This is a genomic window from Paenibacillus amylolyticus (genome assembly GCF_003719335.1).
Lineage (GTDB): Bacteria > Bacillota > Bacilli > Paenibacillales > Paenibacillaceae > Paenibacillus > Paenibacillus amylolyticus_D.
In genome coordinates this window covers 496,155-510,164 of record NZ_RIAS01000002.1, presented here as the reverse complement: position 1 = coordinate 510,164, position 14,010 = coordinate 496,155, and the positions used below count along the sequence as shown (strand labels likewise).

14 protein-coding genes and 1 other annotated feature are annotated in these 14,010 nt (G+C 48.5%); of the genes, 5 read left to right on the top strand and 9 right to left on the bottom strand.

All coding sequences use genetic code 11. The annotated features are described in order from the left end of the window. Positions 1–661: 661 nt before the first annotated feature. The 8 genes from EC604_RS05995 to EC604_RS05960 all read right to left on the bottom strand — a co-directional run bounded on the left by EC604_RS05995 (position 662) and on the right by EC604_RS05960 (position 7,072). A complete protein-coding gene (locus EC604_RS05995) occupies positions 662–2,221 on the bottom strand; it encodes a 2-isopropylmalate synthase (protein WP_123063256.1) in 1,560 nt (519 codons plus the stop codon). A gap of 212 nt (positions 2,222–2,433) precedes the next feature. Continuing rightward, positions 2,434–2,780: a binding site (T-box leader), on the bottom strand. Between the two features lie 151 nt (positions 2,781–2,931). Further along, the gene (locus EC604_RS30955) at positions 2,932–3,105 is read right to left on the bottom strand and encodes a hypothetical protein (RefSeq protein ID WP_429351462.1); all 174 of its coding nucleotides are present in this window, start codon (positions 3,103–3,105) and stop codon (positions 2,932–2,934) included. A 239-nt stretch (positions 3,106–3,344) separates the two neighbouring features. After that, a complete protein-coding gene (gene tsaD, locus EC604_RS05985; protein WP_123063254.1) occupies positions 3,345–4,403 on the bottom strand; it encodes a tRNA (adenosine(37)-N6)-threonylcarbamoyltransferase complex transferase subunit TsaD in 1,059 nt (352 codons plus the stop codon). Then, complete coding sequence (gene rimI / locus EC604_RS05980; RefSeq protein ID WP_123063253.1) at positions 4,400–4,921, bottom strand: ribosomal protein S18-alanine N-acetyltransferase; 522 nt, start codon at positions 4,919–4,921, stop codon at positions 4,400–4,402. The genes tsaD and rimI overlap by 4 nt, the downstream gene beginning before the upstream one ends. Before the next feature lie 17 nt (positions 4,922–4,938). Then, complete coding sequence (tsaB, locus tag EC604_RS05975) at positions 4,939–5,871, bottom strand: tRNA (adenosine(37)-N6)-threonylcarbamoyltransferase complex dimerization subunit type 1 TsaB (protein ID WP_275670031.1); 933 nt, start codon at positions 5,869–5,871, stop codon at positions 4,939–4,941. Further along, entirely contained in the window at positions 5,868–6,353 is a 486-nt protein-coding gene (gene tsaE, locus EC604_RS05970; protein ID WP_123063252.1) for a tRNA (adenosine(37)-N6)-threonylcarbamoyltransferase complex ATPase subunit type 1 TsaE, read from the bottom strand. Before tsaE ends, tsaB begins: the two co-directional genes overlap by 4 nt. 238 nt (positions 6,354–6,591) lie before the next feature. Next, positions 6,592–6,768: an H-type small acid-soluble spore protein gene (locus EC604_RS05965; RefSeq protein ID WP_090918464.1), complete on the bottom strand. Its 177-nt coding sequence runs from the start codon at positions 6,766–6,768 to the stop codon at positions 6,592–6,594. Positions 6,769–6,772: 4 nt separating this feature from the next. Then, a complete protein-coding gene (locus EC604_RS05960) occupies positions 6,773–7,072 on the bottom strand; it encodes a hypothetical protein (protein ID WP_240036676.1) in 300 nt (99 codons plus the stop codon). Between the two features lie 178 nt (positions 7,073–7,250). On the opposite strand from EC604_RS05960, the gene EC604_RS05955 reads away from it, so the two are divergent. The 5 genes from EC604_RS05955 to ligD all read left to right on the top strand — a co-directional run bounded on the left by EC604_RS05955 (position 7,251) and on the right by ligD (position 12,701). Further along, entirely contained in the window at positions 7,251–8,165 is a 915-nt protein-coding gene (locus tag EC604_RS05955; protein ID WP_123063251.1) for a Ku protein, read from the top strand. A 406-nt stretch (positions 8,166–8,571) separates the two neighbouring features. After that, the gene (locus EC604_RS05950) at positions 8,572–9,441 is read left to right on the top strand and encodes a VOC family protein (protein WP_123063250.1); all 870 of its coding nucleotides are present in this window, start codon (positions 8,572–8,574) and stop codon (positions 9,439–9,441) included. A gap of 236 nt (positions 9,442–9,677) precedes the next feature. After that, positions 9,678–10,775, top strand: a complete 1,098-nt coding sequence (locus tag EC604_RS05945; RefSeq protein WP_123063249.1) for a GerAB/ArcD/ProY family transporter — start codon at positions 9,678–9,680, stop codon at positions 10,773–10,775. Positions 10,776–10,835: 60 nt separating this feature from the next. Further along, the gene (locus EC604_RS05940) at positions 10,836–11,786 is read left to right on the top strand and encodes an RNA ligase family protein (RefSeq protein ID WP_123063248.1); all 951 of its coding nucleotides are present in this window, start codon (positions 10,836–10,838) and stop codon (positions 11,784–11,786) included. Positions 11,787–11,801: 15 nt separating this feature from the next. After that, complete coding sequence (ligD, locus tag EC604_RS05935; protein WP_429351459.1) at positions 11,802–12,701, top strand: non-homologous end-joining DNA ligase; 900 nt, start codon at positions 11,802–11,804, stop codon at positions 12,699–12,701. 98 nt (positions 12,702–12,799) lie between these two features. Here ligD and EC604_RS05930 read toward each other — a convergent pair whose 3' ends face one another. Then, a complete protein-coding gene (locus EC604_RS05930) occupies positions 12,800–13,711 on the bottom strand; it encodes a YitT family protein (RefSeq protein WP_123063246.1) in 912 nt (303 codons plus the stop codon). Positions 13,712–14,010 lie beyond the last annotated feature (299 nt).

The following is a 14,010-nucleotide window of genomic DNA, read 5'->3' as shown; positions in this document are numbered from 1 at the left end:
TAATGTACGACAAATAGCAGAAAATGTACTAGAGGCTCCTTGTTACGATAGTAACGCGGAGCCTCTTGTGGTTTAAAGGAAGCCTGCTATTTAGGCGACGTGGGAGCAGTTGATAAAACATAAATCCAATTCTCCAAGCTCAGTAGAGAACAGAAACTCATATTTTCACATTTGTCAAATATCCTCGGATTACGTAAAATAAATTTTTGAAGGCAGACCCTCTTCTTATCCACAAGCATGAGTGATATTCCACATCCTTTTTCACGTAATCAAACGTTGGTAGAATAAGTTTTTCAAGCAAAAACCATATTTATCCACCACTTTATCCACATTATCCACAGTATTGTTGGTAACTTTGATGTATTCTATCCCCTGCAAAGCGTTTGTTTCGAAAACACTTGTTGCAGGACTTCACCTTAGTTACCCACAAATTACTCTGGATATGTGGATAACTATAATCACACCTTGACAGATTCGGTTATCACGATATAGTTTTTCGTTCATTCCATTCCTCCATATTTAAACGGGCAAGTGGGCGTGTTCCATTTCTGATCAAATCATTTATAAAACAGAAAAAGGGTTCTATTCCGCCCAATCTATGGCGGGAAGGAACCCTTTTCAGCTCTTTTTTGCTATAGCATATTCATATCTCTAAGGGAGCTTAGTGTACAGGCACCTCTTCACTATCCACAACAGACTCCGCTTTCAGTCCAGCTGCATTACATGCCGCAACGTATGCCAAACCTGCGGCCATGACAATATCATGATGTGTTGCTGTCCCTCTGAACTCTCGTCCGGCACGTTCTACCGTGATCACGGCTTCCGCGCTGGCTCCTTCTCCCCCACTCAAGGCATGCATCTCCATATCAACAAACGTAATGTCATCTGAGATACACTGCCCGATAGCCTGAATCGTTGCATCTACAGGCCCTTTGCCTACGGCAGAGTAGGACTGTTCCCCTGCACTCGTACGAATACGGACTGCAGCCATGCGGTCTGTCATGCTGCCTGCCGTCACTTGTAGCTCAACCAATTCATAGTCTTGTGCCGGAATATTCATCGTTTGACTTACCATTTGCAGCAACTGGTCATCACTTACCACTTTTTGCTGGTCTGCGGTTACTTTGAACACTTCGTACAGCTGTTCCATCTGTTGCTCATCCGGCTCAAACCCGTATTTGCGCACCCGATCCTTCAGAGCGTGACGACCGGAGTGTTTCCCCAAAATAATCATACTGCGCGGAATGCCCAGTGCTTCCGGATCCATAATCTCATACGTATTGCGGTTCTTCAGCAAACCGTCCTGATGAATGCCAGACTCATGCTGGAAGGCATTGCGTCCAACAACCGGTTTGTTGTAAGCGATCGGAAAATGCATGGCACGGCTAATCTGGCGAGATGTCTCATACAGTTGATTCAGCTTGATGTTGGTCGTTGCTCCAATCACATCTCCACGAGTTTCCAGCGCCATAATCAGTTCCTCTAACGCACAATTTCCCGTCCGTTCTCCAATCCCGTTAATCGTCACTTCAATCTGGGAAGCACCATTCGCAATAGCAGCCAGACTGTTCGCCACGGCAAGCCCCAGATCGTTATGGCAGTGAGCACTATAGCGAACTTTATCGCCGCCCCTTGCCCCCTCACGAACTCGCCGGAACATTTCCCCATACTCATGTGGCAGCGCATAACCAACGGTATCCGGCAGATTAATAATGCTTGCCCCTGCCTCAATGGCCACTTCAACCATTTCAATCAGATCATCCATCTGGGTACGCGCAGCGTCCATCGCTGTGAACTCCACGATATCCGTAAACTGGCGTGCATAGGAGACCATCTCCCGAGCCGTAGCCACCACTTCACTGCGTGGACGGCGCAGCTGATGCTCAATATGAATATCAGACGAGGATATAAACAGGTGGATTCGTCGCCGGGCCGCATCCGCTGTAGCCTTCACTGCAGCATCGATATCGCCTTTGACTGCACGCGCAAATCCGCAGATTTCCACCTGTTGCAATTGTCTTGAGATCGCCTGAACCGCCTCAAACTCCCCTGGACTGGAGATGGGAAATCCAGGCTCAATGACGTCAATGCCAAGCGCTGCCAGCTGGTGAGCCAGCTCTATTTTTTGCTCCGGATGCAGGCTGGCTCCGGGGGCTTGCTCTCCATCTCGCAGCGTTGTATCAAAAATGTCAATCATGCGTTTGTTCGGATTCGTTGTCATATTCATTAACCTCCATTAATTTGGGATATCGGTTCGTATATGTTTGGTTTGTGAAAAGTTATGTTCAATGTGATGTGTGATGGTTCAAAGTGTACGTCGACTTACACCATGAACTGTTGTTCCAGATTTCCTGATCAGACTTGCATCCATATGGTTGTTCCATTTTGCCCACCCTGCTGCCGGCAGCAAAAACAAATAACCCGCCGTCTCATCAAAGAGACGGCGGGTTATTCTCCCCTCCGCGGTACCACTCTCGCTTGATGGCTCAGTCTGCACCGACACCATCCACCTCGTGTTCTCCAAAAAGTCCATTAGACTCCACCCTAACTACGGCGAAACCGTAACAATTCAGAGAAACGCCCTGTAACGGGGGTTAACCGTTGCTGTGTACACATGAGTTGACACCGTCTCGTTTAGTGACGAACATGCTCAACCTCTTCTCATGTTTCCAAAGCTCTGTTCCCGGGCGAGATTCAAACGATCCCGGCCACTGCGTCGCACCACCCCGCAGCTCTCTGAGCGCCTTTGCCGTTCTACTGCTCCCGTTCATTACGTTTGTTGATATGATATTCATTGTTAATATTGATCAAAAAATAAAATCAAAAAAGCCTGCCCTCTCCTGCGTAATGCAAGAGACGACAGGCTGTTCACCTTCGCGGTACCACTCTTGTTGACCCCAAGTCTGTTCGAATAACGGCTTGAAAGTCCCCTTAGTATTGTCCATCGATCTCTACACTTCGGATTAGCGTAACGGAAATCGTCTCCGTTCGTTCTAATCTGAAAAATGGGATCGAGCACAATGGCCCTTTCACGGAGGCAACCCGTAACGATATACTTTCGGCTGGTTTCAGCCTTCGGCCTGTTGCTTGATAGCCGTGTTCCATCGTTCCGCTTCCAGGTGAGTTTCAGGTTTCCTTCGGCTACGTTGCACCATCCCGCAGCTCTCTAATGACCGGGAGTGACCTTACTGTTCCTGTTCATCGCGTTTTTCAATTCAGGAGATAATTCCTGTTTAAATTTGTAACTAATATACATTCTTCACAAACCGCTGTCAACCATTCATTTCAAAAATGAACAATCTCTTTCCCAAATAGACTACGTTAAGATGCACTCCCAGAGAACTTTACGCTTCGGTCTGAACCGACCAGGCTTCCAGAGAAAGTCCAGGGTCTGCCTTCGCGTCAAAATCAGTCCCCTCGCCGCGAATCCATTTCAGATGTGCTGCCGCGCCGATCATGGCTGCATTATCCGTACAATATTCCATTGGCGGGATGACGAGTTCAAGCCCTTCCTTCGCACAGCGTTCCTGCAAGGCTGTCCGCAAACCACGATTGGCCGCAACCCCTCCGCACAGAAGTAACTGACGTGAGCCATATTCACGAACAGCACGTACCGCTTTTTCCACGAGCACTTCAACGACTGCTTCTTGAAAACCACGTGCCACTGCAGAAGGTTCCAACGTTTCACCACGCATCTTGGCCTGATTCAGTGCGTTGAGTACAGCCGATTTTAAGCCACTTAGACTGAAGTCATAGGACCCTGCTTCAAGCCATACCCGTGGCAAAGGAACCACATCTTCAGCTTCGGATGCCATGCGGTCTACATGCGGCCCTCCCGGATATGGACAGCCCAGTGCACGAGCCACTTTGTCATAAGCTTCACCGACAGCATCGTCCCGTGTGCGTCCGATCAGCTTGAATTTGCCCTCGGACTCCAGATGCACAAGCTCGGTGTGCCCGCCTGACACCACAAGAGCCATCGCCGGATATTGCAATTCACGTACAAGGCGATTGGCATAAATATGACCAGCAATATGATGGGTGCCGATCAGCGGTTTGCCCAGAGCCATCGCAAGCGTCTTCGCTGCTACGATACCCACCAGCAGTGCGCCGACCAATCCAGGTCCCTGTGTAACCGCAATCGCGCTCAGATCACGCGGACGAATACCAGACTGCTCGATCGCCTGCTCCAGCATCAGTGTGATAACTTCAACATGCTTGCGTGAAGCTACCTCGGGTACAACTCCGCCAAACGCTTTATGTGTCTCGATCTGACTAGAGATGAGATTGGACAGCACTTCACGTCCATCTTTGACCACGGCTACCGATGTTTCATCACAGCTGGTCTCTACCGCCAGAATATAGGATGGAGTTCCGCCTTGATTATCTATAAGATCATTCATGAATCCATTACGCTTCCTTCCTCTTCGCCGCTCCGGCTTGCAGGCGGAAGCACCGCCCACATGATCATTGCATCCTCTCCATTATCAGAGTAATACCCTTTGCGCAGACCTGCCGATTCAAACCCTTTTTTCTGATACAAATTTTGAGCCACGACATTCGACACCCGAACCTCCAATGTCATTCGCTCCATGCCGAGATAGGCTGCCGTCTTCATTAGCTCGTCCAGTAATTTTTCGCCCAGCTTGCGGCCCTGGAATGCTTTTCTCACCGCGATATTGGTAATGTGTGCCTCGTCCATAATGGTCCACATGCCCGCATACCCAATCGCCGTGCCGTCCAGCTCCATGACCATATATTTAGCAAAATGATTATGCTTCAATTCATTGTGAAATGCCTCTTCCGTCCAAGGGAGGGTAAATGCCTCATGTTCAATCTCCATCACGTCAGAAATATCTTCCACCGTCATGAGTCTGAATTGAAACTCCGTTTCCTGTCCTTCGTTCGCTGCGTTGTCCATCCGCTCTCCCTCTCCCTTCAGCCTTTGCGAAGCAGGTTGGCTTCGGCTTCGGACAGCTGGGTGTAGTTCGGCACCAGGGCATGTACGTCGTCGCGCTGACCTGCAAGCAGCGCTTCGGCGCCAAGGCGCCCAATCCAGCGGCCTTCCAGCTCATACGGGACGAGCTGGAGCGCCGTTCCTGCGGGGCAGCGAAGCTCTGCCGCTGCCGCCGCATGTTGGCCCGTCTCGCCGACGATCCAGACGGCAGCGGGCCGCTCTTCCGGCGCCGCCTCCGTCAGGCGGGCGGCGAGCTCTTCCAGCCATCCGTTCACTTGGCGGATGGCATCCGGCGCCAGCCGGCGGGGCGCATCGCCGCCGGCGGAGGCGAACAGCGCGGTATAGGCTTGACCGCGCCGCGCATCCACGAGCGGAACGATCCAGTGGACAGAGGCGGCACCAGTGCCGCCCTGGTCCGCGGATGGCGTTCCGCCAGCCCCGGCTGCGGCATCATCTGCCGCAGCTTGCGCCTTGGCGGCGAGGCCGCTGTGCCAGCCGCCCCAGGCGAGGGCCTGCAGGCTGGACACCCCGGCAACGGGGATGTCCCACGCCCAGGCCAGCGTCTTTGCCGCGGTCACCGCAATGCGGATGCCCGTGTACGAGCCTGGCCCAATGCCGACGGCGATCCCGTCCAGTTGGCCTGGCTTCGTGCTGCTGGCTGCAAGCAACTGCTCCATCACGGGCACAACGTGCACCGAGTGATTACGTTCTGCTCGCTCATTGCGCTCCTCCAGCAACGACCGTTCCTCCATCACCGCTGCGGCCATCACCGCTGTAGATGTATCCAGCACCAAAAACCGCTGACGCGGCTTTTCCTGCAACTCTTCGATCGTCTCATTATTTCCCAAACCCTTGATCGTTCCTTCTTTTCCCAAACCCTTGATCTTTCCCTCATTACCCAAACCTTGTATCATCCTTTAACTCCATTCTGTCTGAACTGTCGGCATAGCGCGGCATATCCCTCACCATACCCATCCAGTGTTATCATTCGATCTTCCAGACCTGTCGTCTCAATCTGCACATGAAGATGCTCTTTGGGTAACAACTCAGGAATGATGCTGGACCACTCCACCAAACTGACTCCCGTACCATAAAAATATTCTTCAAGACCCAGCTCGTCCGCTTCTTCTAACGAAATGCGGTATACATCCATGTGATATAGCGGCAATCGCCCCTCGTATTCCTTGATCAGCGTAAAGGTAGGACTACTTACAACATCTCTCACGCCCAAATGCCAGGCAAACTTCTGAGAAAAAGCAGTTTTTCCCGCACCCAAATCGCCGTCCAGTGCAATGACCATTCCAGCTTGTGCCTGCGTCGCAAGTGCAGCCGCAAGCGTTTCTGTATCTGCAATGCTGCGGGAGTGATATACCCACTGCTCATGCGTCTGATTCAATATACGCCCCACCTTTGACGGTCTTCCGTCTGAGTTCACTTTGAACCTTATTATATCGGTCCCTTTCCTTGCCCGCAACATCGAAGGAACATGCTGGAAAGGTTAGACTTAATAACCATCTCTTTGCGTAATCACAGAAAGGATTCTAACCTAAAAAACCGATACCTTTCGGTATCGGCCGCATTTTTATTGATTTCAAGAATGTTCTCACTTCTCTTTTGTCACATTTTTATAGCTGCTACTCTTCCAGACGATCCACTCGCACCGTTTGGGTGTTTCCTGGTCTGCTGCCCACCTGTACCGTTGCCATACCGTTTGCCTCATCCACATTTTCAATCCAGACAGGTTCTCCTTCAAGCGTCACTGCGATTGTATCTTTGGAATTATATATGGCTTTGGCCCGCTTCGCATCCATCATATTATTCGTAGTCTCCTTCCGGGTCTTCATTGTGGTTTTCTTGCACAATCGTATCTGTCGTACTATCGCCAATATAACCGTTATCCTCTGTAACCTGACCGCCGCCTAAACCCTCATTCACCATACGATCGATATCCAGCATAAAAGATTCCCGATCGAGCGGCAGCTTTTCTGAAGTCACTGCTTCCCAGTTCACATCTGCTGCCGGCGTATAAAACTCTTCTGCACTTTCGGCATCCTCCAGAGGATAGGGCGTGAACGTATGCTTGTGCGCCTCTTCCTCATCTCGCCTGTTCTTCATCTGGCACCTCCCCATCATGTTTCTGTTATCATCCCCGACTCTTGCAGAACCATACAAAATGCTGGAGACCCCGATCTAGACATTCCAAACCACCGTACAATCCAGTGTTTTACGACTATCCCTTACAACAGCTGCCCATACTATTAATAAAAAAAGAAATTTGAAAGGAGCCGCTCTTATGCACACGGTCTGGAAAGGTGCGATCAGTTTTGGTCTCGTGCATGTCCCTGTCAAAATGTTCTCGGCTACCGAGGACAAAGATATCTCCATGCGTTACATTCATAACGTTTGTGGAAGCCCGCTCGCTTATGTACGTCAGTGCCCCTCCTGTGAGGTCGAAGTCAAATGGGAAGAGATCACCAAAGGTTATGAATATGAGAAGGGCAAATTTGTTCTTTTTGAAAAAGAAGAACTTGAGGCCTTAAACGAGTCCAACAGCAAAACCATTACCATTCTGGATTTTGTGGATTTGACTGAGATTGACCCCATCTATTTTCAAAAAACCTATTACCTCTCTCCTGATCAGGCTGGGGGTAATGCCTATCAGCTTCTCATGAACGCCATGCGGGATACAGGTAAAATAGGCATTGCTAAAATCTCCATTCGCTCCAAAAGCAGTCTTGCGGCCATCCGTGTTCTAGAGGACTGCTTGTCGATGGAAACTATTTTTTACCCGGATGAGATCCGTCCCGTGTCTCAGGTTCCTAACCTCCCTGAAGTTCAAAATGTTAACGAAAAAGAACTCACGATGGCGAAACTGCTAATCGACCAACTTTCGACTCCGTTTGAACCTGGTAAATATACAGATGATTATCGGGCGAAGCTGCTCGACCTCATTCAACACAAGGTCGCTGGTGAAGAAATCAAGATTGCTCCAGCCAAACCGGAAGCTAATGTGATGGATCTTATGGCCGCCCTTCAAGCAAGTATTGAAGCCGTCAAGCCAATTCCTTCAGACCCTGGGACATCCACGGCTAAACCTAAAAAACGCGCTACGCGCAAAACAACCGCCCAGGCTGTTGCCGGAGGAGAAACCGATGCTCCCCCTGCTGCTCCGAAACGAAAAAAAGCCCCAGCTAAACCCAAAGCGTAAGCGTGCTGGTGAAGTAGGAAGACTCGGGTCCCACTTGTGTCTAACGGACCGTAATTGGATCAACATGATCCAATGGCTGCCCTAACGGTCCGTTAGCAAGTGGTGGAAGAATCTTATAGATCACCATCCTCGGCTCGCTCCTATGACCACCCCCAATTACACAGACATTTCTGACACTTCTGGTGAAACAATTTTGCCTAAGTTATTGACTAAACGAGGTAAATATTTTATATTAACTTATGAAAAGTAACTTATTTGTATTTGTATAGTGTTGTTTCATTTTCAAGTCATATGCTTCAAGGCTCTCACCCTTATATCGATATGCAACTCGTTCCAATATTTAATATTCCCACATCATAATTTGTGATTTGTTCACATGAGAAAGCATTATAAGGAGGAACTAACCATGAGTACTACTTATCAAATTCCAGCCACAACCCATTTAGGTGAAGTCAGTCTCAAAATTAGCAATCTGGATCGATCCATCCAGTTTTATACGGACGTTGTTGGCCTCAAACTGCTGACACGCCAAGATCATATCGCCACAATGACAGCGGGCGGAAAGAACGTCCTTCTTCGCCTTGAAGAAGTGAGCAACAGCATTACATTGCCTGAGCGCTCCCATGCCGGCTTGTACCATTTTGCCATTCTTTTGCCTGACCGCAAGTCGCTTGGACTTGCCATTCGTAATCTTGTCGCATCCGGGATCGATATCGGTCAAGGAGATCACCTGGTGAGTGAAGCCTTTTATATCTCTGACCCCGATTTGAACGGGATTGAAATCTATGCCGACCGCCCTCGCGATACTTGGAAACGGGATGCTGACAATAATTATGTCATGGCAAGCGATCCAGTGGATGTGCAAAGCTTGTTTGATCTGTCGGCAAGTGAAACTTGGAGCGGCCTGCCAGCTGGCACCGTTATCGGTCATGTTCACTTTCACGTTCGCAGTCTGGAAGAAGCCCGCAGCTTCTACTCCGGTATTCTCGGATTTGATGTTGTAGGCAACTTCGCCAACATGTCAGCACTGTTTGTGTCTGCCGGAGGGTACCATCACCATCTGGGGCTGAATATCTGGGCTGGAGTGAACGCTCCGATTAATCCTGCTAATGCTACGGGAATCGACTATTTCACCATTGTGTATGCCCATAACCATGAAGTTGAGCAGGCCGTTCAACGTCTGCGCCAGGCAGGTGTTGAAGTAAGCCCGGATGGAGATGCATGGTACGCGTCAGACCCGCAAAACATCGGAATCCGCCTGACTGCAGAGGCCTAAAGCCAATTCGTTTTACTTTAAACGCAAGCTGTTACCATCCATTCACTCTGCCGACTTAATTCTGCATTCCTTCTCTTGGCCAAACTTGTTACTGCAAAAAAAGCCTGACCCTCGTTCCTCCAAAGCTTCTTCGGGAGGTAAAAGGTCGGGCTTTTTTTATACCTCTGATAAAACCGTAAATATTGGTACATCCTAACCTAGACTTAAACATTGTCAGACGAAGGAGATTTATTGGAATGATTGAAAAGGGACGTTTGACCGTCAGGCAACTTGCTTCGCTGATGTTCCTTTGCACAATCGGTGAGCAGATTCTCTTTTTCCCAACGATGATCACATCTTATGCTCAGCAAGATGCCTGGATCTCTTCCTTACTTGGCGTAGGAGGCGGAATGGTTGTACTTCTGATCATGTTTGCCGTATATCGCTTGGATCCGCGTCTGAATTTAATTGAACATGTACTCCGGGTGCTGGGGCCTTGGGTAGGTGCTATTGTCAGCGCATTCTATCTTTTTTATTTTCTGATTGGTGCATCGACGTTTATCCGTGAAATGGGAGACTTTATGACGACGGACATTCTGAGAAATTCGCCATTATGGGTGTTACACCTGACATTCATCTGTGCTCTAGTTTGGGGATTGCGGTCAGGGCTCCCTAACATCGGAAGAACTGCTGAAATCTTGTTGCCTATCGTTGTCCTGTTCTTGATTATTCTCACACTATGTCTACTCCCCAAAGCAGAGCTCGACAATATAAAACCTATCCTTGGTCGGGGATTCCTCGATCCTTTCAAAGGCTTTGTTGCTGTACTTACATATCCGTACTGTGAATTATGTATTTTCATGATGTTATTGCCTTACACGGAACAGCGCCCTCATCTGAAAAGAGATTTTTTGCTCATGGGTATGATTGGCGGATTAATGTTAACGCTGACCATAAGCATGTGTCTGCTTATTTTGGGACCATTCATGACACAGCATTACTGGTTTACGTCGTTTAATCTGTCACGCTTGATTAACATCGGAAAATTTTTGCAACGAATTGAAGCCATTATGGCTTCCGTCTGGGTTATCGCTGTATTTTTCAAAAGTGTGCTCTTCTTCTACAGCTTTGCGCTTGGACTCGCTCATCTGTTTCGCTTGTCCAGCTATCGAAATCTCATCTTCCCAGCGGCATTGCTTATTTTAACGTGTTCCATCCTGATCTCTCCGAATGAAACATTCTATCTGAAAGTGATCATTCCATACTGGATTGACTGGGATTTGACCTGTGGCATTTTTCTCCCGCTGCTGCTGATCCTGATCCATCATTTGAAACATAAATTGCAAAAACATTAATGCCCTCCACGTATTTGGTTTAAACCTAATATGCGGCTGGCATAAGGAAAGGAGTAACACATGATCAAACCTGTTATACCGTTCGAACCTGTATCCCGGGACTCTTTACCCGCAGGCTCCCAATGGATTGCCCAGATTAAGTGGGATGGTGTACGCATGCTCGCCTATGAGAACGGACAAGAATTACGGCTCGTCAATCGCAGATTACACGACCGGACGACCCAGTATCCAGAACTAGTAGAACCGCGCGATCTATGTGAGGGTACCTCTTACATTTTGGATGGTGAGATCATCGCACTCGATCCAAATTCGGGACGTCCTTCCTTTTACCATGTACTCCGCCGGGATCGCATGAGCAAGCCGCATAACATTGCTCAAGCCAAACAGCAGATACCGATTACTTATATGGTTTTTGACATTCTTTATTACGACGGGAAGTGGGTCACAGATCAGACATTATCTGCTCGCCAGCAGCTGCTTCACCAAGTGCTACGTACCAGCAATCATGTTCAGGAAGTGACCAACGCACCCGATGCACCCGCTCTGCTTCACGTCATGAGGCAACATCAGATGGAAGGTATCGTCTGCAAGGATCTCACCAGCACTTACGGGATCGGCGGCAAGGACTCACGCTGGCAGAAAGTGAAGATCATGCATGATCTATACGCCATGATCGGGGGCGTTACGTATCGCGATGGAATCGTAAACGCCGTTGCAGTCGGCGTATTTGACGGACCTCATTTTATCTATATTGGTCATGTAGGTACAGGGAAGTTGAACATCAATCGCTGGCGGGAACTCACTTCACAGGTGCAACCACTTATCATAAAAGATAGACCATTCCATAACATCCCTGAGCGAAGCGCAGAGACAACTTGGGTACAACCCAAGATTGGGCTTAAGGTGCAGTACATGGAACTGACCCATCATCAAACGCTTCGTCATCCTAGCATCCAAACTTTTGCAGAAGTGACACGGGAGGACTGCCTGGCGAGCCAGCTCTACCCTTAATTCCACTGAAAGGAGATGCACAGTGTGCCACACAAAATTAAAGGTTCCATCATGATCGAAGGTGTAGAACTCACGGTTACGAATCCAGACAAACTGTTATGGCCAGAAGCAGGGATAACCAAAGCTATCTATTTGCAAAAACTGGCTGCTCTTGCTCCCTATCTACTGACATACACCCGCAACCGTTTATTGACAACCATTCGATACCCTCATGGCGCCAACGACACGTTTTTTTATCAGAAAAATGCACCAGAGCCCGTACCTGATTTCGTTGATACACAGAACTATGAAGGCATCCGCTACATCGTCATGAACGGGCTACCTGAACTGCTCTGGTTAGGGAATCTAGCAGCACTTGAATTCCATCCTTCGCTTCATGCGATTAACAGTACGCTTCCTTGTGAATGGATGATTGATCTCGACCCTTCGATGGAGCATGAGCCGCGGATCATGCAGGCCGCATTGATTGTAGGTGAAACATTGTCTTCCCTTGGATTGCAATCCGTTCCCAAAACCTCTGGCGCCACAGGTGTTCAAATTATTGTGCCAATTACGTCTGGTGTAACATTTGATGAGTTACGGGATATCGGTCATTTTGTAGGTAAATATGTCACGCAAAAGCATCCTGAATTGTTTACACTGGAACGGCTCAAAAAAGATCGGGGTGATCGAATTTACTTTGATTATCTCCAGCATTATGGCGGCAAAACATTGGCTGCTCCCTATACACCTCGCGCCAAGCCAAAGGGAACCGTCTCCACACCGCTGACTTGGGATGAGGTGCGCCGTGATGTCTCGATTCAGGATTTTCATCTTATGAACATTATTGAACGTCTGACAACCGTTGGGGACCTGATAGCAGCCGTGCCTCCGCAACCTATGGAACTGATTCTGAAACATTTGAAGAAAAAATAGCCGATACCCTGTAATTCAGGATATCGGCTATTGATGTAGCAGAACAATGGTGCTTTCTTTTGTTGTTAACTTACCCTTGTGTCAAATCAAGCGCTTCGCTAATGGATGCCTTTTTTCTTGAAACGCCCGCCCTTCACATCATGAATGTTACCGATGGCTACAAAAGCTTGCGGGTCCCAATCCTCAACTATGGACTTCAGCTTGGCTTCTTCCAGACGAGTGATGACAACAAAAATGATCTTTTTCTCATCCCCGCTGAATCCGCCTTCTCCGTCCAGATACGTTACACCACGTCCGAGACGATCCGTCAACGCGGAACCGATATCACGATACTTCTCACTGATGATCCAGACCGACTTGGACTGATCCAACCCTTCATTCACAATATCAATCATCTTCATGGCAATATAATAGGCAATCATCGAGTACAGAGCGTTTGGCCAGCCGAATACAAATCCAGCACCCGCGAAAATAAATACGTTAATAATCAAAACAATCTGTCCCACAGACAGCGGTGATTTCTCACTAAACAGAATAGCTACGATCTCTGTACCGTCCAGTGAACCACCAGAACGAATAACGAGACCTACTCCCACACCCAGAATCAATCCGCCGAATACAGCACCCAGAAGCGGTTCACCCGGTGTTAGTGCTGGAACTTCGTGCAACAGCGATGTTCCAATAGACATCACGACGATTCCCAGCAAAGTAGATAATGCAAAGGTCTTGCCAATCTGCTTGTAACCAAGGATTAGAAAAGGCATATTGAGCAGAGTCAGAAATATCCCCAGCGGCAGATGTGTAAGCTCTGACACCATAATCGAGATCCCCGTGATACCGCCGTCGATGACGCCGTTTGGCACTAGGAATACTTCAAGCGATACAGCCATGAGTGCAGCACCGATCAGGATCATTACAATACGCTGCAGAAACTTCAGCGTAAACACCGAGCTTTTGACGCCGCGGTCGGCTTGCTTGGCTGTTAGTTCTTTCACCGTTACATTGGACATGGTATCCCCCCCGTAAAATCAGAATGTGAATCCATTTTATATATCCATTAAATTACTCCACGGGGAAGCTCCATGTAGAAAATCAGCCAAACTGTATTCTTCATGTACTTTAACCCAACATCAAAACGGGCATCTAAAGGCGATATAAAATAGATTCAAGATGTACTGCTTGCCGGATCACACTTCCAAAAGAGAGCAAAAGGGAGCCTGTTTCCCCAGACTCCCCTCCTTCATCACGACATGATTTATATAACTATTATATCATAAAAGATCAAATTGGAGCAAAATACTTAGCAAAA

Coding starts and splice junctions, on each gene's coding strand:
- EC604_RS05945 (WP_123063249.1), top strand. CDS start 9,678: ATGATTGAAAAGGGACGTTTGACCGTCAGGCAACTTGCTTCGCTGATG.
- EC604_RS05955 (WP_123063251.1), top strand. CDS start 7,251: ATGCACACGGTCTGGAAAGGTGCGATCAGTTTTGGTCTCGTGCATGTC.
- EC604_RS05930 (WP_123063246.1), bottom strand. CDS start 13,711: ATGTCCAATGTAACGGTGAAAGAACTAACAGCCAAGCAAGCCGACCGC.
- EC604_RS30955 (WP_429351462.1), bottom strand. CDS start 3,105: ATGGAACACGGCTATCAAGCAACAGGCCGAAGGCTGAAACCAGCCGAA.
- rimI (WP_123063253.1), bottom strand. CDS start 4,921: ATGGACAACGCAGCGAACGAAGGACAGGAAACGGAGTTTCAATTCAGA.
- EC604_RS05940 (WP_123063248.1), top strand. CDS start 10,836: ATGATCAAACCTGTTATACCGTTCGAACCTGTATCCCGGGACTCTTTA.
- EC604_RS05950 (WP_123063250.1), top strand. CDS start 8,572: ATGAGTACTACTTATCAAATTCCAGCCACAACCCATTTAGGTGAAGTC.
- EC604_RS05995 (WP_123063256.1), bottom strand. CDS start 2,221: ATGACAACGAATCCGAACAAACGCATGATTGACATTTTTGATACAACG.
- ligD (WP_429351459.1), top strand. CDS start 11,802: ATGCACAGTGTGCCACACAAAATTAAAGGTTCCATCATGATCGAAGGT.
- EC604_RS05965 (WP_090918464.1), bottom strand. CDS start 6,768: ATGGATGCGAAGCGGGCCAAAGCCATATATAATTCCAAAGATACAATC.
- tsaB (WP_275670031.1), bottom strand. CDS start 5,871: ATGATACAAGGTTTGGGTAATGAGGGAAAGATCAAGGGTTTGGGAAAA.
- EC604_RS05960 (WP_240036676.1), bottom strand. CDS start 7,072: ATGAAGAACAGGCGAGATGAGGAAGAGGCGCACAAGCATACGTTCACG.
- tsaD (WP_123063254.1), bottom strand. CDS start 4,403: ATGAATGATCTTATAGATAATCAAGGCGGAACTCCATCCTATATTCTG.